20 protein-coding genes are annotated in these 18944 nt (G+C 69.8%); 1 reads left to right on the forward strand and 19 read right to left on the reverse strand.

Features of this window, described 5'->3' with window-relative positions; translation table 11 throughout:
• Nucleotides 1-24 precede the first annotated feature (24 nt).
• From ACZ6S0_RS27160 to ACZ6S0_RS27215, 12 genes are all read right to left on the reverse strand, one after another.
• Nucleotides 25-870, reverse strand: a complete 846-nt coding sequence (locus ACZ6S0_RS27160; protein ID WP_465922136.1) for an amidohydrolase family protein — start codon at nt 868-870, stop codon at nt 25-27.
• On the reverse strand, nt 867-1613 hold the full coding sequence (locus tag ACZ6S0_RS27165) for an HpcH/HpaI aldolase family protein (RefSeq protein WP_465922137.1): 747 nt from the start codon (nt 1611-1613) through the stop codon (nt 867-869). Before ACZ6S0_RS27165 ends, ACZ6S0_RS27160 begins: the two co-directional genes overlap by 4 nt.
• Nucleotides 1610-2323, reverse strand: coding sequence for an ABC transporter ATP-binding protein (locus ACZ6S0_RS27170; RefSeq protein WP_465922138.1), 714 nt, complete (start codon nt 2321-2323; stop codon nt 1610-1612). Before ACZ6S0_RS27170 ends, ACZ6S0_RS27165 begins: the two co-directional genes overlap by 4 nt.
• The gene (locus ACZ6S0_RS27175; protein ID WP_465922139.1) at nt 2320-4044 is read right to left on the reverse strand and encodes a branched-chain amino acid ABC transporter ATP-binding protein/permease; all 1725 of its coding nucleotides are present in this window, start codon (nt 4042-4044) and stop codon (nt 2320-2322) included. Before ACZ6S0_RS27175 ends, ACZ6S0_RS27170 begins: the two co-directional genes overlap by 4 nt.
• Nucleotides 4041-4913, reverse strand: a complete 873-nt coding sequence (locus ACZ6S0_RS27180) for a branched-chain amino acid ABC transporter permease (protein WP_465922140.1) — start codon at nt 4911-4913, stop codon at nt 4041-4043. The genes ACZ6S0_RS27175 and ACZ6S0_RS27180 overlap by 4 nt, the downstream gene beginning before the upstream one ends.
• Entirely contained in the window at nt 4913-6109 is a 1197-nt protein-coding gene (locus tag ACZ6S0_RS27185) for an amino acid ABC transporter substrate-binding protein (RefSeq protein ID WP_465922141.1), read from the reverse strand. Before ACZ6S0_RS27185 ends, ACZ6S0_RS27180 begins: the two co-directional genes overlap by 1 nt.
• Nucleotides 6110-6118: 9 nt before the next feature.
• Nucleotides 6119-7237 (reverse strand): DUF5624 domain-containing protein, encoded by a 1119-nt coding sequence (locus ACZ6S0_RS27190; RefSeq protein ID WP_465922142.1) that lies wholly within the window; start codon nt 7235-7237, stop codon nt 6119-6121.
• Nucleotides 7234-8313 carry a hypothetical protein gene (locus tag ACZ6S0_RS27195; RefSeq protein ID WP_465922143.1) on the reverse strand — a complete coding sequence of 360 codons (1080 nt, stop codon included), beginning with the start codon at nt 8311-8313 and terminating at the stop codon, nt 7234-7236. The genes ACZ6S0_RS27190 and ACZ6S0_RS27195 overlap by 4 nt, the downstream gene beginning before the upstream one ends.
• Nucleotides 8314-8433: 120 nt before the next feature.
• The gene (locus tag ACZ6S0_RS27200; protein WP_465922144.1) at nt 8434-9024 is read right to left on the reverse strand and encodes a TetR/AcrR family transcriptional regulator; all 591 of its coding nucleotides are present in this window, start codon (nt 9022-9024) and stop codon (nt 8434-8436) included.
• Nucleotides 9025-9082: 58 nt separating this feature from the next.
• Nucleotides 9083-10483: an LVIVD repeat-containing protein gene (locus tag ACZ6S0_RS27205; RefSeq protein WP_465922145.1), complete on the reverse strand. Its 1401-nt coding sequence runs from the start codon at nt 10481-10483 to the stop codon at nt 9083-9085.
• A 136-nt stretch (nt 10484-10619) separates the two neighbouring features.
• A complete protein-coding gene (locus ACZ6S0_RS27210) occupies nt 10620-11060 on the reverse strand; it encodes a GlcG/HbpS family heme-binding protein (protein ID WP_465922146.1) in 441 nt (146 codons plus the stop codon).
• Between the two features lie 58 nt (nt 11061-11118).
• Nucleotides 11119-11781: a GntR family transcriptional regulator gene (locus tag ACZ6S0_RS27215; protein ID WP_465922147.1), complete on the reverse strand. Its 663-nt coding sequence runs from the start codon at nt 11779-11781 to the stop codon at nt 11119-11121.
• Between the two features lie 215 nt (nt 11782-11996).
• On the opposite strand from ACZ6S0_RS27215, the gene ACZ6S0_RS27220 reads away from it, so the two are divergent.
• The gene (locus ACZ6S0_RS27220; protein WP_465922148.1) at nt 11997-12425 is read left to right on the forward strand and encodes a VOC family protein; all 429 of its coding nucleotides are present in this window, start codon (nt 11997-11999) and stop codon (nt 12423-12425) included.
• Between the two features lie 82 nt (nt 12426-12507).
• On the opposite strand, the gene ACZ6S0_RS27225 is transcribed toward ACZ6S0_RS27220, so the two are convergent.
• From ACZ6S0_RS27225 to ACZ6S0_RS27255, 7 genes are all read right to left on the reverse strand, one after another.
• The gene (locus ACZ6S0_RS27225; RefSeq protein WP_465922149.1) at nt 12508-13038 is read right to left on the reverse strand and encodes a cupin domain-containing protein; all 531 of its coding nucleotides are present in this window, start codon (nt 13036-13038) and stop codon (nt 12508-12510) included.
• Nucleotides 13039-13095: 57 nt separating this feature from the next.
• Nucleotides 13096-13926, reverse strand: a complete 831-nt coding sequence (locus ACZ6S0_RS27230) for an ABC transporter ATP-binding protein (protein ID WP_465922150.1) — start codon at nt 13924-13926, stop codon at nt 13096-13098.
• A 14-nt stretch (nt 13927-13940) separates the two neighbouring features.
• A complete protein-coding gene (locus tag ACZ6S0_RS27235) occupies nt 13941-14741 on the reverse strand; it encodes an ABC transporter permease (protein ID WP_465922151.1) in 801 nt (266 codons plus the stop codon).
• The gene (locus ACZ6S0_RS27240; RefSeq protein ID WP_465922152.1) at nt 14717-15553 is read right to left on the reverse strand and encodes an ABC transporter permease; all 837 of its coding nucleotides are present in this window, start codon (nt 15551-15553) and stop codon (nt 14717-14719) included. The genes ACZ6S0_RS27235 and ACZ6S0_RS27240 overlap by 25 nt, the downstream gene beginning before the upstream one ends.
• Nucleotides 15537-16511, reverse strand: a complete 975-nt coding sequence (locus tag ACZ6S0_RS27245; RefSeq protein WP_465922153.1) for an HpcH/HpaI aldolase/citrate lyase family protein — start codon at nt 16509-16511, stop codon at nt 15537-15539. Before ACZ6S0_RS27245 ends, ACZ6S0_RS27240 begins: the two co-directional genes overlap by 17 nt.
• Before the next feature lie 34 nt (nt 16512-16545).
• Nucleotides 16546-17787 carry a CaiB/BaiF CoA transferase family protein gene (locus ACZ6S0_RS27250; RefSeq protein ID WP_465922154.1) on the reverse strand — a complete coding sequence of 414 codons (1242 nt, stop codon included), beginning with the start codon at nt 17785-17787 and terminating at the stop codon, nt 16546-16548.
• 68 nt (nt 17788-17855) lie between these two features.
• Nucleotides 17856-18842 (reverse strand): ABC transporter substrate-binding protein, encoded by a 987-nt coding sequence (locus ACZ6S0_RS27255; protein WP_465922155.1) that lies wholly within the window; start codon nt 18840-18842, stop codon nt 17856-17858.
• Nucleotides 18843-18944 lie beyond the last annotated feature (102 nt).

An 18944-nucleotide genomic window follows, 5' to 3' on the forward strand; every position in this document is an offset into this window, starting at 1 on the left:
CCTGGGGGTCGCCCGCCACCGAGGTCAGTGCCCGTAGAACAGCCTACCCGGTGCCTCGACGAGGATCCGGCGGCGATCTTCCGCTGCCGGCACCCAGTCGGCCAGCAGGTTCAGCAACGCACCGGTGTCGCGCTGCCCGTCGGGCAGGTGCGGCCAGTCCGAGCCCCACAGCAGCCGGTCGGGGCGGGCCTCGACCAGGGCGCGGACCAGGGGCTCGACGCCCGCCACCGGCCCGTCCTTGACCAGCCGGTACGGCCCCGACAGCTTGAGGTGGCAGTGCCCGCCCGCGAGCAGGAGCAGCAGGCCGTCGAGGTCCATCCCGTACCCCATGTGATCGATGACGAAGGGGTGGTCGAATTCGGCGAGGAAGGGCAGGAGGGTCCGCACCACCGCGCCCGGCGTGTAGAACTGCAGGTGCCAGCCGCGCGGCCGGGCGCGGCCGGCCATCGCGCGGATATAGGCGACCAGCTCCGCCACGGGCCACCGGGCACGGGCGAACAGGTCGAGCCGGATCGCCCGCACTCCCGCGTCGTGGAGGCGATCCAGCTCCGCCTCGCTCGCGGAGTCGTCGATCCTGGCCACGCCGCGGCAGCGCGGTCCCGCCTTGCGCAGCACGTCGAGCAGCAGGCTGTTGTCGGTGCCGTAGAAGGTCGGCTGCACCAGCACCATCCGCTCGATCCCGAGCCAGTCGGCCAGCCGCAGGTACTGTTCGAGCGTCCCGTCGGGAAAGGTGTAGAGCGGATCGGGGACATGGGGGTAACCGGGCTCGAACACGTGGAAATGGCTGTCGCAGCTCAACGGCGGCATGGTGAAGCGCGGCCGGGTGTTGCTCGTCGTGGCCCGCATGGGCGTGGTCGGAAGGGGTGTCATGACGCGTCCTTCGCGGCGGAACCGATGGCTTGGTAGAGCAGGGCGGAGTCCATCCCGGTGATGCGGAGCGGGCAGACCCCGGAGAGGCCGGTGGGCGGCATGCCGCCCACCGCCAGCAGCTTCCCGTGCGTACGACAGGCCGCGGCGGCGGTGGCGATGGCGTCGAGCACGCGCGGATCGTCGTAGGAGCCGGGCACGCCGAGTTCCGCGGTGAGGTCGTTGACCCCGATCGCGAGCATGTCCACGCCGTCCACCTGGGCGATGTCGTGGGCGTTGGCCACGCCGGCCGGAGTCTCGACGAGGATCTGCACGACCGCCGCCGCGTCGAGCGCCGGGTTCAGCTCCCTGGCGGGCAGCGGCCGCATGCCGTACTGCGGCACCTGGGCGATCTGCGAGCGCTGTCCGCGCGGCGGGAAGCGGCAGGCGCGGGCGACCTGCCGCGCCTCCTCCGCCGTCTCGACCCTCGGCGCGACGATGCCGTGCGCGCCGCCGTCCAGCAACCGGCCGATCATGCCGTACTCGCGTTCCGGCACCCGGACCAGCGGCGTCAGGCCGAGGCCGTCGGCGGCCGAGCAGAGCTGCGCGGCCACGTCGGTGGACATGGTCGAATGCTCCAGGTCGACCAGGATCGCGTGGTGGCCGGTCGCGTGGGCCATCCTGACGACCTCGATCGTACGGCTGCTGCGGATGCCGAGCATGAGCGTCGGCACCCCCTGCCGCAGCCGGTCCAGGAAGGCGCTCATGGGGCGCCGCCCAGGAAGAGCGCGCCCATCTCCGGGTCGTCGAGTATCGCCTGGGCGGAGTCGGCCTTGAGCACGCCGCCGCTCTCCATGACGACGCCGTGGTCGGCGATCCCGAGTCCGAAGCGGACGTTCTGCTCGACGAGCAGCACGGTGACGCCGCTCTCCCGCATGCCGTCCACGGCCTGCTCGACCAGGCCGAGCGAGCGCGGGTCGAGCCCCAGGGACGGCTCGTCGAGCAGCACCATCCGCGGTTCCAGCATGAGCGCCCTGGCGAACTCGACGGTGCGCCGCTGCCCGCCGGACAGGTTCCCCGCCGGCTCGCCGCCCCGCTCGCCGATGATCGGGAACCGCTCGGCGAGCTGGGCGAACCGCCGCCGCAGGTAGTCCTTCTCGCGGCGGCGCAGGTAGCCGCCGAGCAGCACGTTCTCGGCGACGGTCATCGCTGGGAACAGGCCGTGCGACTGCGGCACCTGGACGATCCCCACCTTGATCAGCTCGGCGGGGTGCCGCCCGGCGACGTCGCGATCGCCGAAGCGGATCTCGCCCAGCCGCGGCGCGAGCTGGCCGCTGATGGTCCGCAGCACGGTGGACTTGCCCGCGCCGTTGGGGCCGACGATGCAGGTCACCGCGCCGGGGGCGACCTTCAGGTCGAGCCCCCGCAGCACGTCGCCGCCGCCGTATCCGGCGTGGACGCCGGTCATCGAGATCATCGGCTCGCTCCCGTCAGGTAGGCGTCCAGCACCAGCGGGTCCTCGCGTACTTCCTGGGGTGTGCCGGAGGCGAGGCGGCGGCCCCCCGCCAGGACGTGAACGGTGTCGCAGAGCCCGAGCACGAAGGGCATGTTGTGCTCCACGACCAGGAAGGTGGTCCCGGTCCTGTTCAGCTCCCGGATCAGGGCGCCCATCTGCTCGATCTGCGTCGGGTTGATGCCGCCGGCGGGCTCGTCGAGGAGCACCAGGCGTGGCTGGAGCATGAGGATCTGGACCAGTTCGATGAGCTTCTGCTGGCCGTAGGACAGTTCGGCGGCGGGCAGGTCGCGGTAGTCGGCGAGCCCGACGAGCTGGAGCAGCTCGGCGCCCCTGGCCGCCTGCGCCCCGGTGATCGCCGGAGCCGTCCACGACCCGTCGGAGCCGGCGACCACGTTCCGCAGCACCGACAGGCGGGGGAACAACCTGGTGATCTGGTGGGTACGCCCGATCCCCGCGCGACTGCGCGCCCACCGGCCGGCGGTCTCGATCGGCCGGCCGTCGAGGAGGATCGTGCCCTGGTCCGGCCGCATCGCCCCGTCGATCAGGTTGAACAGGGTGGTCTTGCCGGAGCCGTTGGGCCCGATCAGCCCGGTGATCGAGCCGGGCTCGACGGTGAGGTCCAGGCCGTCGAGCACGGTGTGCCCGCCGAAGCGTTTGCGCACGTCGCGCACTTCCAGCCGCGCGCCGTCGCCGACCGCGAGCCAGGCGGGCACGTCGGCGAGGGCCAGGCGTCTGCCCACGGCGGCCGGTCGCCGTCTGTCCAGCGCCTGCCGTACGCCGGGAATGATGCCCTTCGGCAGGAAGAGCAGGACGGCCAGGAGCAACCCGCCGAAGACGATCAACCGCCAGGCGCCCGCGGTCGGGCCGGTGAAGAGCTGGTTGGTGAGCTGGGAGAACGGCTCCAGCAGGAAGGCCCCCAGCACCGGGCCCCACAGCGTGCCCGATCCGCCGAGCAGGGCGGCGAGCACGATCATGATGCTGGTGACGATGCTGAACATGGCCCTGGAGTCGAGGAACCCCAGGTAGTAGCCGTAGACACCGCCCGCCACGCCGATCGGCACGCTACTGGCCACGAAGGCGGCGAGCTTGGCCGCCGAGGTGTTGACGCCGATGCCCGCGGCCTTCCCCTCGTCCTCGCGGATGGCCATCAGCCCGAGGCCGAAGCGGGAGGAGGCGATCGCCTTCGACATCAGCAGCGTCAGGACCAGCAGCCCGAGCAGGGCGTAGTAGAAGGGCCAGAGGGCGTAGTCCCTGCTCCACGTGGGCGCGGGCAGGATCATGCCGTCATTGCCGTTCGTGACCGATGTCCAGTTCAGCGCCACGACCCCGAGCAGGTAGAGCATCGCGAACGTGATCATGATGAACGCGTTGCCCCGCGCCCGGAAGGTCACCAGGCCGAGGACGGCGGCCAGCGCCGCCGCGGCGAGGCCGCCCAGGGGAGCGGCCAGGAACGGGGAGATCGACCAGGCGTCCGCCGCGATGGCGGTCGCGTACGCGCCGACGCCGAGGAAGGCGCTCTGCCCGAGTGAGATGTAGCCGGTGTACCCGCCCATGATGTTCCAGGAGCCGGCCATGATCGCCAGCAGGAAGATCAGGATGAGCATGTTGAGGTAGTAGGCGTCGCCCCACAGCGCGGGAAGCGCGACGAGGGCCGCTCCGGCCACGGCGATCAGGATCTTCATGCGCTGACCACGTCCTCTCGGACTCGAATGCCGAAGATCCCCTGCGGGCGCAGCAGGAGGGTCAGCACGATGACGGCGAAGGGCATGGCGGTGGCCCAGCCGGGCGATCCGTAGGTGGCCGTCAGGGTCTCGGCCACGCCGAGGACCAGGGCGCCGATCAGCGCGCCGCCGAGGCTGCCCATGCCGCCGAGCACCACGATGGCCAGCCCCAGGCCGATCCACTGCTCCCCGGAGTCCGGGGTGAAGGGCGACAGGACCGCGAGGATGGCGCCCGCCGCGCCGGTCAGCGCGACGCCGAGGGAGAAGGCGGCGACGTTGACCCGCTCCACCCGGATGCCGACGAGTTCGGCGCCCTGCGGGTTGGCCGTGGCCGCGCGTACGGCTCTGCCCAGCCACGTGCGGTTGAGCAGCACGTACAGCACGGCCAGCAGGACCAGCGCGCACGCGGAGCCGTACACCTGGGTCGTGGGGAAGACCAGGTCGCCGAGCCGGAAGGAGGTGCGGGAGTAGGAGGTGGCGACCGTGTGCGGCTCCTGGCCCCAGATGAGGATGGTGACTCCCTCCAGGACCATGGCGAGCGCGAGCGTGGAGAGGATGACCGTGCCCTCGCCTCCGTGCTCGGCCCGTTGGACGACGAGCCGGTGGATGAGCCAGCCCAGGCAGAACAGCACCGCCCCGACGACGGGGATCGTCACGAAGGGGTCGAGGCCGGTCGCCGTGCAGATGGTGTAGGTGAGGAAGGCCCCGGCGACGAGGACCGCGCCGTGGGTCAGGTTGACGATGCGCATCACACCGAAGATCAGCGTCAGGCCGCTGCTGGCCAGGGCGTACACACCGCCGACGAGCAGGCCGAAGAGCACCGCCTGCATCAGGCGGCCCAGCTCGGCTTGGCGGCGATCGCGGAGGTGACGGTCGCGGCCGAGGCCGGGGCGACGACCTCCAGCTTGCCGCGCTGCCACTGCATCAGCAGCAGGCTGCCGTCGGGCACCCCGCGCGCGTCCCACTTGAGCGGGCCGACGATGGTGTTCACCGTGTTGGCGTGCAGCCAGGCGGCGATCGCGTCCTGGTCGAGCTTGCCGACGGCCTGGACCCCGGCCTGGAGCACCTGCACCGCGGTGTAGGAGTTGGCGGCGTCCTCGCTCGGTTCCTGGTTGAACTGCTTGCGGTAGTCCGCGACGAACTCGGCGTTGCCCGGGTACTTCGCGGCCGGGTGCCAGCTACCGACGGTGAAGACGGCCTCGGTATTGGTCTCGCCGATGGCCTTCGGGTAGGTGTTGACGCTGGAGGGCGCCCTGGTCTGGTAGAGGTACCGCGGGGTGAAGCCGACCCGTTGCAGGGCCTGGACCACCGCCACGCCGTCGACCTCCAGGGCGCCGTGGGCCAGGAGGACGGGTCCCGCCTGCCGGATCGCGTTGGCGATCGCGTCGAAGTTCTTGGTGTCCGGCGGATACTTCTGCTGGTAGACGGTCTTGACGCCGAGCCCTTCCAGGACCTTCTGGAGGTTCTGTATGGGCATGTCGGTGCTGGGGTCGTCCTGGTAGAGGTAGGCCGCGGAGGCGGGCTTGTCCGCCAGCCCCTCGACGTAGCCGGCGAACGGGCGGTGCGCGCTGTCGGTCGTGCCCGGCTGGCTGAAGAACAGCCTGGTGTGGCCGCGCGAGAAGATCTCCGCCGCGCCGCCCGACGGCTCGATGTAGAGCATGCGGTTGCGGTCGGCGACGGTCGAGGCCGCCAGGTTGAGGAACGAGGAGAACGTCCCGATCAGCAGGTCCACCCGATCCTGGGTGATCAGCCGGTTGTAGTTGGAGACCACGGTGTTCTGGTCGAAGCCGTCGTCGTGGATGACGAACTCCACCTTGCGGCCCAGGAGCCCGCCGCGCGCGTTGATCTGGCTCTGCCAGACCTGGTAGCCCTTGTAGCCGGGGTCGGCGACGTCCGCGGCCGGGCCGGTGAGCGGCAGCGATGCGCCGATCTTGAGTGAGCTCGAGGAGGAGCCTGACGAACCGCATGCGGTGGTCAGCGACAGCAGTGATGCGCCGATGAGGAACGAGCGCCGGTCGATGGTCATGGTTCGCTCTCAGAGGTCGGTCAGCCCAGGCACCACGACCTGGGTGGGATCGTTGCCCGCCGCCGCCAGGGAGGCGGCGGCGAAGTCGGTGACGCAGCTCGACAGGAGCTGCCTCGGGTCCTCCAGCACGATGCGGAGCCTGGTCACCAGCGCCCGCATGTCGTCGGCCGAGCGGATGGCGGGCATCTCGCTGACCTCGGTGACGCGGGGGTCGCCGACGTCGGGGAGCGTGAGGCCGCCGGGCACGTATCTCGGGTAGCCGTCGAACATCACCTCGCCCAGCTCGACCGTGGCCCTGGTGCCGCACCAGAGGGTGCGCAGCTCCTCTTCCAGCGCGATCACCTCGGTGAGGTCGCCGTCGGCCGGGGAGGGGAAGGTGGGCGCGTGCGGGGCCACGTACACGCGATCCAGCGGGAGGCGGCCGCCGGAGGCGGCGAGGATCATCGTGGCCACGCTGCTGGTGTTCCAGGTGACGCCCGCGGTGGGGCGGCCCTGCCTGCCCGCGATCACCACCATGGCCCGCTCCCAGTCCAGGTCCTGCTCGGTGAACCAGCGCGTGACGCGGTAGCTGATGTCGAGGCTGACCAGGAAGAACGTGGCCACCATCATCGAGTTGATGCCGTCGTCGAGGTACTCGCGGCGAAGCGTCTCGGGGGTGAGGCGTTCCTCGTCGTCGAGCGCGGCGGTGAGGTAGCGGGCGGTCGCCGCGCACGCCCGGTCGACCAGGTCGGCGATCTCGTGTTCCCGGCCCCGGTGGGCCTCGACCGCGATCCGTACGCGCCACAGCTCGGGGCTGTTGGCGGCGCGGGCGGCCTTGGTCTCGACGAGCAGGCGCTCGGCGGACTCCCGCCAGGACTCGTCGCCCAGGGCGCGGAGCCTGACCAGCGAGGCCACGGCGGGGCCCAGGTGGGAGATCGCCGTCAGCTCCTTGAATCCCCTGGTCGAGATCCGGAACCCCTCGACGGTGGGCGGCCTGCCGTCTCCCGGGTAGAGCGCGATGTCGGTGGCCGTGGCGGCGATCAGCGGGTCGTGGCGGGAGCGCTCGGCGACGGCGCGGCCCAGCTTCCTGCCGATGCTGTCCCGATCGGCGGTGTAGGCGGTGAACAGCCCGGCGAACTCCTCGGTCACCGATCCTCCCCCTCGACGAACCGGTAGACGACGCTCTCGGCGGCGAACCGCACGTCGGCGGCGAGCCCGTTGGAGACCGCCACCAGCGGCCCCCGCTCGTCGGCGAAGACGGCGACGTCCGTGCCCCCGGTGGTGGGGAACTCCTCGACGACGCGCAGCCCGCCGTCCTGCCAGCGGTAGAGCTGGGAGGTCAGCGCGGTCGTCGGCGCGGCGGGAGTGCCGTGGATGAAGTTGACGCGCAGCACGTACAGGCCGCTCTCGGCGGGCAGGACCGCGAACTCGCGGGTGCCGAGCCCGTCGAGCGTGGCGTGCTCGACGAAGGTCTCGCCGTCCCAGCGCAGCAGTCGCGACGGGCTGAGGATGCAGCCGACCAGCAGGTAGTGCTCGCCGTCCGCGCTGAAGGGGGCGAAGGCCCGCCCGTGCAGGTCTGCCAGCTTCTGGTGGATCGCGAAGCGGGTCCCGTCCCAGCGGTACAGGACCGACGGCGCGAGGTGGTCGGCATGGGCGAGGAAGTCGTGTCCCGCCACGCGGAAGGCGTGCCAGTTGTAGCCCTGCTCGGAGTGGATCTCCTGGAACGGCTCGAAGGCGCGGCCGTCCCACCGGTAGATCCGCGACGGCTGGTTGCCGGGCTGCGGGACGCCCTGCGCCAGGGCCAGGAAGTGCTGATCGCCCAGCGCGAAGTGCCGCCACTGCTTGGCCGCGAACCCGGGCACGCTCTGGAAGGGTACGAAGCGGGCGCCGTCCCACTCGTACACCTGCGAGTCCACGCCGAAGTCGTAGGGCCCGCGACCTTGGCGGATGCTCGCGGTCGCCAGGAACGCCCGCTCGCCGATCCGGAAGAACTCCGCGTCCTCGCCGCCCGGCACCGGCAGGCTCTGGAAGGGCTCGAACCCCTCGGCGGTACGGCGGAGCACCACCAGCTCGGTGTCACTGTCGCCGCCGTTCATCTGGGCCGGTTGTCCCGGCACGTCGACGGCCAGTTGCGGGATCGCCAGCAAGGACAGCCCGTCCTGCTCGAAGGGCTCCACCGCCCGGGCACCCGAGGTGGGAATGCGACACCACTCCACGAGGTGCATGTGACCTCCCTCACAGCGAATCTGAATTCAGATTCATCTTGAGGGTCACAGGGCGCAATGACAACCCGTGAGGGCACATGAATCTGAATTCATCTTCGCGGAGGGAGGCCCCGCGCCCGCCTAGCCGACCCCGTGGAGCCCTGACGCGATCAACGAGGTCAGGGCTCCGATCGCGAGATCCGGGTCGACCGGGGCGCCATCCGTGAACTGGCAGTAGCAGAAATACTCCAGCATGCACACGACCGCGAGCGCGGTCACCCTGGCCTGCTCGTCGGAGCCGCCGTCGAGCGTGAGGATGTGCCCGGCCCAGATCTCGACCTGGCGCTCCCGCAGATCGTGGTGGATCCGCCGGAACTCGGAGCTGAGCATCGACGCCTGCATCACGCCGACCCGCTCGGGCAGGTGCCGCTCGTAGGTCGCCCAGAACGCCTCGACGTGCCGCCGCACGTCCTGCGCCGTCTCCAGGCCGTGGTCGTCACCCAGGTGCTCGACCACCTCCGCGTGCAGCGCCTCCTCGAAGTCCTCGGCCAGCGAGCGAAGCAGCGCGTCCTTGTCGGAGAAGTAGCGGTAGAACACGCCCACCGCCTTGCCGGCCTCGGCGGTGATGTCGGTGACCTTGGTGTCGGCGTACCCTTTGCGCACCAGGAGCCGGCGGGCGGCCGCCTTCAGCTCCGCCGCCGTGTGCCGCGCCCTCGCCGTCTCTGCCACCATGCCCCCGCAGCCACAAGAAATGAAGATGAATCCATCTTCATTCCAGCCGATGATCCCGTCAAACCCGGCCGGTGTACCGCAGGATGTGCACACCCTGGTTCTTGTCGGAGATGTAGATGTAGCCGCGCCGGTCCACGACCACGTCCTCCGTCTGGGCCACGAGCCGGTCCTCCGGCATCGGGCCGTACCTGCGGGAGGGATCGGACGGCACGAAGTAGCCGACCTCACGCGGCAGGCGGACGTTCGAGACGTCGTAGATGCGCAGGCCGGCGTTGAAGTGCGCGACGTACAGCAGGTCGCCCTGTTTCTGCACGTCCGGGTGGTGCTGATGGTGGTTGATGTTGTGCGGGCCGCTCCAGCCGCCCCTGCTGGAGAAGTCCGCGTACGGCGCGCCCGGCGGCGGCTCCGGCGTCGGCAGCAGCGACAGCAGCCAGGGATCGGCCGGGTCGGAGATGTCCACGATCGAGGCGTGGGGTGCGGCGCCCTTGCCGTAGGAGACGTCCTCGGAGTTGGCGAAGGCGATCTTCCTGTCCGGGATCGGCAGCACGCCGTGCACGCCGAAGCGGGAGTGGAAGGGCGGGCTGAAGTTCAGGCCGCCGACCGGCGTGGGCGCGGTGACGTCGGAGATGTCCAGCACGATCAGCCCGGCCGCGCCGTAGGGCAGGTACGCCAGGTCGCCCACCACGTACGGCGGCCCGTGCAACGACACGTCGGCGCCGTTCGCGCAGCAGAAGCCATGCGTGTGGAGCGGTTCGGGCTCCGGCGCGCCGTCCTCGCCGTCGCGCTGCCCCGGCACCCACCAGCGCCCCACCTCCGCGGGCCGGGCCGGGTCGGCGATGTCCACGATCGTGTAGATGTTGCCCCTGAACCCCTTCGCGCCGGCCGCCACGTGCACGTACCGCCCGCCCGGATAGAGGTTGCGGTGCGTGCCGGTGCCGCCGGTCGTGTAGTGACCGATGCGACGGGGCTTCACCGGATTCTTGATGTCCCAGAGGTAGATCCCTTCCTCGAAGGGGGCCTGCGGATCCCCGCCGAAGTTGGGGAAGATCTGCTCCAGCGCGGTCACCATGATGTCGCCGTGCAGATCGACCTGCAGCGTCCAGGTGTCCTTCGGGCCCGGCACGAACGCCACCACCTCCGGCCGCCGTGGATCGGTGACGTCCACGACGCTCCAGCCGGAGTCCCAGAAGTGGCCCGTGTACAGGTACCAGCGATCCCTGACGTTGCGGACGGCCATCTTGAAGGCGGGCCGGTGGTCCATGTCGGTGTAGCCGACCAGCTCCACGTTGCGGGCGAACTGGCCCCCTGGACCGGCGACCACCGCACCGGCCTCGGGGTCCGTGCCCGCTCGGGCCGGTGTCGCGCCCGCCTGGCTCATCGCCAGGACCGAGGCCGCGGTCAGCGAGGCCCGCATCACATGTCGCCGCGACACCTCGGGGTTCATTCGCTCGGCTGCCACTTCGCTCCTCACTCAACGATCACGTACGCGTTCGCGATCACCAAACCAACTGGCCTGTGAAGGCGAGCGAAAGATCATTTGTCGCGGAACTTTCCGTGCCGCCGTGAGGGCGCCCGGCGATGCCGGGACGGGTCCGTCAGCCGGTGTCGGCGGCCAGCTCGGCGGCGCGGATCCCGTGCACCGCGCAGGCTTCGTCCTCGTCCGGCCGGTGACCGCTCACGCCGACCGCGCCGATCACCTTGCCGGACTCCGGGTCTCGGACCAGGACGCCGCCGGGAACCGGGATGATCTCGCCCTCGGCGAGCGTCGTGATGGCGTTGATGAAGTGCGGATGGTGCTCGGCGCGCTGCGCCAGGGTGCGCGTGCCGGTGCCCATGTTCAGTGCGCTCATGGCCTTCGCGCGGGCGATCTTCTCGCGGAGCAGGCTCGACTCGTCTTCGCGGGCGAAGGCGATCAGTTGGCCCCCTCCGTCCAGCACCGCGACCGTCATCGGCGGGGAGCCGTGATCGCGCGCGTGCCGAAGAGCGTGGTCGACGATGGTCCTCGCCTCCGCCAACCGGAGCATGTCGCGACTCATCTCCCGCACCTCCGAATCTTCCGTACCTCCGACGGCCGGGACGACCTGGTGTCCGGCCTCACCGTTCGGCACTGGCTTCGAGGATCCGCACGAGATCGTCTCTGATCTCCTCCAGATGCGACACCATCATCGCGACCGCCGGCGTCGGGTCCTTGGACATCAACGTGTCCAGCAGGGCCCGGTGATCGTGCAGCCGCGGGTCGACCGCGGTCGTCTCCTCCGCGGCCTGCCGCATCCGGATCGCCAGCTTGATCAGCGCGGAGTGCGCCTCCCACGCGCGCAGGAGCCGGTCGTTGCCGGCCAGCGCGCACAGGTTGCGGTGGAAGCCGAGGCTCGAGTGGGCGGCGTTGACGCTGCTGCCGCTGCGGTCGGCGTCCTCCAGCTCCTTGAGGCGCTCGCGCAACGAGGACCACTCGACGTGCGGGGTACGGGTCAGCCGCTCGACCGCGGCCCGTTCGAGCGCGATGCGTACCTCGTAGAGATCACGCACGGCCGACGGGGTGAGGGTGACGACGACCATGCCCCGCTTCGAGGGAAGCTCGACGAGGCCGAGCCGCCTCAGGGTGGACAGTGCCGAGCGAACGGGCCCGCGACTGACGTCGAACTGTGCCGCGAGGTCGGCCTCGACCAGCCGCTCTCCTGGCTTCAACTCGCCGTTGATGATGGAGGCGGCGAGCCGATCGGCCAGTTCGTCGGATGCCGAACGACCAAGTTCTTCCATGCGCCGCACCTCCGGTTTCGATGTACGCCGTCGTGACAGTAGCACTTGACAGTGAGCCGAGCACTGTTATCTGATGACCGGTATCGGTTAACAGTATACTCAGAGACCGCGGCGCCGCTCACGGCCGCCCGCACCACACCTCCGCGTGACGCGAATGTCACCGTCACCGTCGCCGTCGACTTGATTCTCTGGGACTCGGAAGGGCTAGGGGACACGTGAACGGACCAGAAGTCTCGGGAATACACCACATCCAGTTTCTGGTCACCGATCTGGCGGAGAGCCTGGCGTGGTTCAGCGCGGTGTTCGGCGCCAGGTATCAGCCGGAATTCGACCACCACGACGCGGACAACCGGCGATACGCGGTCATCATGCGAATGCCCGGTCTCGGTTTTCCGGTACAACTCCGCGAATCAACCACAATGGCCCCGGTGATCGCGGGGTACGAGCCCGTCACATTCGGCGTGACCGACCGTGCCGCGCTCGAACGGTGGGCAACGCACCTGGACGAGTGCGGGGTCCGGCATTCAGGGATAAAGAAGGCCCGCATCGGCGAAGCCGTCGACTTCACCTCGCCCGACGGGACGAGGCTGCGTCTCTACACCTTGCCGGTGAGCGGCTACGACGACGCCGAGTTCGTCGAGTAGAGCAAATGCCGGGGCGTCCCGGGCCGGGGCCGAGCGGGGCCTGGTCCGGGACCCGGCCAAGCGGGGCCGGTGGAGGCAGGGACTACTTCGGCTGGGCGTCCACCATGGTCAGGACCACCAGGCACGGCTCGTCGGAGCGGTTGCTCCAGGCGTGGTTGGCGCCGCGGATGACGACGGTGTCGCCGGGGGTCAGCAGGACCTCGTCGACGTCCGTCATGAGGTGGATCTCGCCCCTGACACAGGTGGCGAAGTCCAGCGTGCCGGTGCGGTGCATGTTGGGATGCCTGGCGAGGTCCGCCTCCGACGGCGTCACCTGCTGCTCCACGGCCTGGTGCAGCTCGGCCATGACCTGCCGGTGCCGGTCCGGATCCCGGTCGTCGGGAGCGATCTCCAGGGCTCTGAAGATGACCCCGCCAGGACCGGGCTCCCGCGTGATCACCTCGGCCGAGACGTCGTCGTCGGTCAGGTTGTCCGGGGGGAACGCGGTGGTCGCCCACAACGTGGACCGCCAGTAGTAGCCCTCCTTGGACTGGGAGTTCGTGATCTCGGAGCCGAGCACCGCCGATCGGCCCTCGCTGTTCAGGCCGATGACGTATCTATTGATCCCGGGCATGCGGCATCATCCTTTCCATCTCGATTTCGATCGGTGACACGGAGTCGCGGCTCGTGGCTAGTCCGCGGTTCGCGTGGCGTACCGGTCACGCCGGATCAGTTGGAGCACCTGACCGCGCAGGGCGACGAACTCGGGCGTGGACTTCGTGGTGAGCTGGTCACGCGACCGGCCCAGGTCGATGGTGATCCGTTCCCGCACCCGCGTGGGCGAGCCCGACAGCACCACCACCTCGTCCCCGAGGTACACGGCCTCGTCGATGTCGTGGGTGACGAGGATCACCGTCATCTCGTACATCTCGCGCACCTGGAGCGTCAGGTCCTCCAGGTCCGCCCGGGTCTGCGCGTCGACCGACGCGAACGGCTCGTCCATGATCAGCGCGTGCGGGCGGTAGGCCAGTGCGCGCGCGATGGCGACCCGCTGCTGCATGCCGCCCGAGAGCTGCCACGGGTACTGGCCGCGGCTCGCCGTGAGCCCGACCGCGGCCAGCGCCTCGTCCGCGCGCCGACGCCGCTCGTTCTTCGAGATCTGCTTGCCGAGCAGCGGCAGTTCGACGTTCTTCCTGACCGACATCCACGGCATGAGGGAACGGCTGTAGTCCTGGAAGACGAGTGCCAGCGCCGGTGGCGGCGCGGTGACGGTGACGCCCTCCAGCACGGTCTCGCCGGCGGTCGGCGGCAGCAGCCCTGACATGCAGCGCAGCAGCGTCGTCTTTCCCGCGCCCGAGGGGCCGACGATGCAGACGAGCTGCCCCTTGTGCACGTCCAGGTCGACGCCGTCCAGGACCAGCCTGTCGGTGTCCTTCGTCCCGTACCGCTTGACGAGGCCGCGCACGGAGATGAGCGGGGGCTGCTCCGGCGGGACGCCGGGCGCAGCGGGGGTTGACGGCATCTGGTGACCACCTATCACGACGGCTTCCGCATACTGCGGTGCTGTCGTAGCGCGAGAAGTTCGAAACCACGAAAGACAATGTTGATCAGATATCCGAGAATGCCGAGCAGGATTATTCCGGCCCACACATCGGCCACCGCGAAGGAGAACTGGGCCTGCAAAATCTGATAGCCGATGCCGTCGGTGGCGCCGATCAGCTCGCTGAAGATGACCACGCTGACGGCGAGCGAAACGGCGACCCGCATTCCCGCGACGATATTCGGGCCGGCCGCCGGTATCGTGATCCGGAACAACCGCACGAGCATCGGGACGCGGTAACTCCGGGCGAAATCCAGCACGGTCGAGTCGATCCCGCGCACCCCGTCCAGCGTGTTCAGCAAAATGGGCCAGGTCGCGCCGAAGGCGATGACCGCGATCTGGAACGCCGGGCCGATGCCGAGCAGAAGCAGCCCGGCGGGCAGCAGGGCGGCGATGGGCACGGAACGCACGAACTCCAGCACGGGCGCGGCGGCCTCGGCGAGCAGCGGCACCGAACCCAGGACGATGCCGGCGGCCACCCCGACGACGACCGCCACGCCGAATCCGACCGCCAGATGCTGGAGGGTGGGGACCGCGTCCGACAGGAAATGGGAGAACAGCCAGGTCTGCTGGAACTGCGACAGGATCGTGGCCAGGGGCGGAAAGTACGGCGAGGTGCTGCGGGCGCTGAGGAACCACCACAGCACGAGCAGGACCAGCGGAAGCACCAGCTCCAGGGCGAGGTTTCGAGCGTGCCTGGTCAGCCGGGTCCTCATGAGCGGTGGCTGGGTGCCCATGCCATGATCCTTCTTTCCAGTCTCATCATGGTCAGGTTCAGCAGGGCGCCGAGTCCCGCGCACACCACGATGTAGGCGTACATCTGGGGGATGTTGCTCGTCTGCTCGTACACCCTGATGGTCGCTCCGAGGCCGGGGGCGCTGCCGATGTACTCGGCTCCGACGGCGAGCAGCAGGCTGATCGTCGCGGAGATCCGCACGCCGGTCGCGATGAACGGCGCCGCGGTGGGCAGCACCAGTCGCAGCGCCACGTCCCGGCGGCGCAGCAGATACCCGCGTACGACGTCACGGAGCTGCGGATCGACCTGCTGTGCGCCGTACATGCTCTGGAGCAGCAGTGGCCCGGTCGACCCGAAGACGACGAGCAGCAGGGCCATCTGCAACGTCGCCCCGTAGAGCAGCAACGCCAGCGGGATGAGCGCCACGGGAGGGATGGTCCGCAGGAAGTCGATCGTGAAGCGGCTCATCCGGTAGGCCAGGTCGCTGCTGCCGAGCACGAGCCCGACCGGGATCGCGAGTGCCATCGACACGAGCAGGCCGATGCCCCAGGTGCGCACCGTGTCCCAGGCCGCCGACCAGAAGGCCAGGTCCGAGAGGATGGCGGGAAGCTCCCGGGCCACCGACGTCGGCGCGGCCACGGCGTCGTCCGAGATCGTCCCGGTCACGACGACGAGCTGCCACGCACCGAGGGCGGCCAGCACGAAGGCGGCCCTGAGCGCCAGCACGGCGGAGCGTCGCCGGGCCGGTGGGCGGGCCGCCCGTCGCCGATCACGCCGCGCGGGCGCCTTCGCCAGGTCAGTTGCCGAGCTCACGCGGTCCGTCACCGCTTCGTGTGCCATGCGCTTTCCCTGTGTCCGCGCCCTCGGCCCGCCACGTCCGCGCGGGGCCGCTCGTCAGACCCGCCCGGCTGAGGATCCGTCGGGCCGCTCGCCCGTTGGCCGAATCGATCATCTTCCCGCGGTGCCTGGCCACGCCGGCGCCGTCCGCCGCGGCGGCGTCGAGCGCCGCCACCAGTTGACGGGCCTCGTCGACCTCCTCAGGGGACGGCGTGAACGCCCGGTGAATCGGGTCGAGCTGCCGCGGGTGGATCGCCACCTTCCCGTCGAAGCCCAACGTCCTGGACAGCGCGCACTCGCTCTCCCAGATGGCCGGATCGTCGAGATGCATGCTCGGTCCGTCGAGAGCGGGGAGGTCGCCCGCCGCGCGCACCTCGCAGAGGAACCGGCTCTTGGCGTAGTGGAGTGCCGTTCCCTCGGGCGTCCACCGTCCGCCGAGGTCCGCCATGAAGTCGCCCTCCTCGGCGCCGGCGAAGGCCATCGCGATCACCCGGCTGGAGGCGGCCGCCGTCTCGTACGCCGTGCGCAGGGCCGCGCAGTCCTCGATCACCGGCACGATGCCGATCGATCCGGGGGCGATCCCGCCGGCCCGTTCCAGCTCCCGCATCGGGCCGTCCAGGTCGCCGACCTCTTCCGGGCCACGGGCCTTGGGCAACATGACGGCGTCGAGCCAGGGCCCCACCACCGTGGCGAGATCGTCGAAGATCTCGCCGCTGGCTGCCGCGTTCACGCGGACGATCCTGGTGACCTCCGGATCGTCCGCGGCCGTCAGGGCCGCCACCGCCTGCCGCCGCGCTGCTGCGCGGTGGGACGGATGGACCGAGTCCTCCAGGTCCACGATCACGGCCCCGGGCTTCGCCGCGATGGCCTTCGCGATGCGATCGGGCCGGTCCCCCGGGCAGAACAGGAGGCTACGCCAGTGCCCCGATCTCATCTCACGGTGCTCCTTCGCACATTGGCCGCACGGCTCACTCGGCCGCCCGCTTCGAGGTCGCTTCCGGAGTCGGCTCGGCCGGGGTCGGTTGGGTCGTCGATCGGGTCGATGCGGGCCGGGTCGAAGCGGACATCTGCTCGATGTCCGCGGAGCTGTAGCCCAGTCCTGCCAGGATCTCGGCGGTGTGCTCGCCGATCCGCGGCGCCGCCGACCCCACGATCCGCTCCCGATCGATGGAGATCGGGCAGGCGACTCCCAGCCGACCGGCCGCCACCTCCGCCACCAGCCCCATGACCTTCGTCTGCGGGTCGTTCAACGCTTCCGCCATGTCCAGCACCGGGGCGGCCGGCACGTCCTCGGCCTCCAGCAGTTCGAGCCACTCCTCACGGGTCCTCGACGCGAACGCGGCGGCCAGTTCGGCCCGGAGGAGGTCGTAGTTTTCGACCCTGTCGGACCACTCGGCGAACCTGAGGTCCTCGGCGAGGTCCTCCCGCTGGACGACGCGGAGCAGGCCCTTCCAGAACTTGGCGGGTGAGGACAGGTGGATGGTCAGGAAACGGTCGTCGCGGGTGGCGACGGTGTAGGACTGCGAGAACCGCGGCCGCGACTTCGGCCCGGGAACCGTGCCGTTCACGAGGTGGTCCTGGACATCGGCCGACAGGAACGCCAGCGTGGAGCCGAGCATCGTGGCGTCGACCAGCGAGCCCTCACCGGTGCGTTCGCGTCGTACCAAGGCGCTCAGGATCCCGTAACAGGCGAAGAGCGCGGTCAGCGTGTCGGCGAAGTTCGGCCCGACCGGGCTGGGGTCGGCCTTGTCGATGAGGAGGCTGTCCAGGCCGCTGATGGACTGGACCACCTGGTTGTAGCTGGGCCGTCCCGAATAGGGCCCCTCCGCGCCGAACCCGGAGATCTGGCAGTAGACGAGGGCGGGGTTCAGCCTGCGCATGTCGTCCGCGCCGATGCCGACGCGGTCCGCGACTCCTGGCCGGAAGTTGTGCAGGAGGACGTCGGCGTTCTCCACCAGCCGGTGGCAGGCTTCCAGGCCCTGGGCGCTGCGGAGGTCGAGGGTCAACGACCGCTTGCTCTTGTTGTACGCCTGAAAGTACGGGCTGTAGTCGGCGCCGTCCCAGGACCGCATCGGGTCCCCGCCGGGCGGCCGTTCCACCTTGATGACCTCCGCGCCCATGTCGCCGAGCATCCCGGCCGCGTACGGCCCGGTGATGAAAGTGCCGAACTCCAGGACCCGAATGCCGACCAGTGGCAATCCGGAAGACATGTTGACCTATTTCCCTTCGTACTGCTCGCCGCTGACGGGATGAACCGCTGTCAGGGCTCCGCGGGCCGTCAGCTTCCAGGTGTGTAGAGGTGCGTGGACAGGTCGACCTCCTGGGACACGACCTGGTACTTGATCATCAGATCCTGCAGCTCGTTGAGCGCGTCCAGCGACAACGGCTCGGTCATGAACTCGGGCAGGTTGACCTTCGCCATGACCTCGGGGGTGCTCTGCGTGGACCCCACCGCGACGGAACGGATCTTGGCCGGATCCTTGTCCAGGTCGGCGTTCGAGGCGAGCAGCGCCGCGGCGAAGTCCTTGACGACCTCGGGGTTGCCGTCGGCGTACGACTTGCTCGTCACGTAGACGACCGTCGGCACATTGGGAGCGGCCTTCGACACCACCGGCAGCAGGTTCTTGAGGCCGTCGCCCACGCCCAGCGCAAGGAACGGTTCCGACACCACGGCGGCGTCCACCTGGCCGCCCTTCACCGCCGCCGCCATCTGCGAGATCGACATCGTCACGAACTTGACCGAGCCGGAGTCGCCGCCCGCGAGGTCGATCGACGCCTTCGCGGCGACCTGGAGGATGCCGCCGATGGCGTTGACCGCGACCGTCTTGCCGTTGAGGTCCGCGGCACTGGTGATGGACGGGTTCGCCAGCACGGCGGAGAAGTCCTGCGTCGTGTCGGCCTGTGGGCCGCCGGCCGGTGCGACGAAGGTCAGGGGGATGTTCTTCGAGAGCGAGGTGATCACCGCGACCGGGTCGGACGCGGCGAACTGGATCTGGCCGTTCAGCAGCAGCGGGATCGCCTCCGCACCGGACGCGACGATCTTCGGGGTCACCTTCAGGTTGTGCTGGGCGAAGATCCCGCTCTGCTCTCCGTGGTACAGCGAGGCGTTCAGGATGGCGGGCGAGGTTCCCACGCTCAGTTGGGTGGTGCCCGCGTTGTTCGACGTGGAGTTGGGGGTGGAGGTCGTGCTCGTTCCCATCCCGCACGCCGTCAGGAGCAGTGCCATGGACGCGGCGAGGCCGGTCACTACCGCAGAGCGCCTCATTGCTATCTCCTACGTATCGGTTCGCGCGTGCTTCAGTACGGATCGGCGCGCCTGCTTCAGTCGGGTCCCGAGAAGAGAGCGAAGTCTCGATAGTTCGTCAAC

The organism is Nonomuraea sp. NPDC051298 (assembly GCF_055586305.1).

Excerpts from the sequence above, each read along its gene's own strand:
- ACZ6S0_RS27160 (WP_465922136.1), bottom strand. The coding sequence starts at position 870 with ATGACACCCCTTCCGACCACGCCCATGCGGGCCACGACGAGCAACACC.
- ACZ6S0_RS27165 (WP_465922137.1), bottom strand. The coding sequence starts at position 1,613 with ATGAGCGCCTTCCTGGACCGGCTGCGGCAGGGGGTGCCGACGCTCATG.
- ACZ6S0_RS27170 (WP_465922138.1), bottom strand. The coding sequence starts at position 2,323 with ATGATCTCGATGACCGGCGTCCACGCCGGATACGGCGGCGGCGACGTG.
- ACZ6S0_RS27175 (WP_465922139.1), bottom strand. The coding sequence starts at position 4,044 with ATGAAGATCCTGATCGCCGTGGCCGGAGCGGCCCTCGTCGCGCTTCCC.
- ACZ6S0_RS27180 (WP_465922140.1), bottom strand. The coding sequence starts at position 4,913 with ATGCAGGCGGTGCTCTTCGGCCTGCTCGTCGGCGGTGTGTACGCCCTG.
- ACZ6S0_RS27185 (WP_465922141.1), bottom strand. The coding sequence starts at position 6,109 with ATGACCATCGACCGGCGCTCGTTCCTCATCGGCGCATCACTGCTGTCG.
- ACZ6S0_RS27195 (WP_465922143.1), bottom strand. The coding sequence starts at position 8,313 with ATGCACCTCGTGGAGTGGTGTCGCATTCCCACCTCGGGTGCCCGGGCG.
- ACZ6S0_RS27200 (WP_465922144.1), bottom strand. The coding sequence starts at position 9,024 with ATGGTGGCAGAGACGGCGAGGGCGCGGCACACGGCGGCGGAGCTGAAG.
- ACZ6S0_RS27210 (WP_465922146.1), bottom strand. The coding sequence starts at position 11,060 with ATGAGTCGCGACATGCTCCGGTTGGCGGAGGCGAGGACCATCGTCGAC.
- ACZ6S0_RS27215 (WP_465922147.1), bottom strand. The coding sequence starts at position 11,781 with ATGGAAGAACTTGGTCGTTCGGCATCCGACGAACTGGCCGATCGGCTC.
- ACZ6S0_RS27225 (WP_465922149.1), bottom strand. The coding sequence starts at position 13,038 with ATGCCCGGGATCAATAGATACGTCATCGGCCTGAACAGCGAGGGCCGA.
- ACZ6S0_RS27230 (WP_465922150.1), bottom strand. The coding sequence starts at position 13,926 with ATGCCGTCAACCCCCGCTGCGCCCGGCGTCCCGCCGGAGCAGCCCCCG.
- ACZ6S0_RS27235 (WP_465922151.1), bottom strand. The coding sequence starts at position 14,741 with ATGGGCACCCAGCCACCGCTCATGAGGACCCGGCTGACCAGGCACGCT.
- ACZ6S0_RS27245 (WP_465922153.1), bottom strand. The coding sequence starts at position 16,511 with ATGAGATCGGGGCACTGGCGTAGCCTCCTGTTCTGCCCGGGGGACCGG.
- ACZ6S0_RS27250 (WP_465922154.1), bottom strand. The coding sequence starts at position 17,787 with ATGTCTTCCGGATTGCCACTGGTCGGCATTCGGGTCCTGGAGTTCGGC.
- ACZ6S0_RS27255 (WP_465922155.1), bottom strand. The coding sequence starts at position 18,842 with ATGAGGCGCTCTGCGGTAGTGACCGGCCTCGCCGCGTCCATGGCACTG.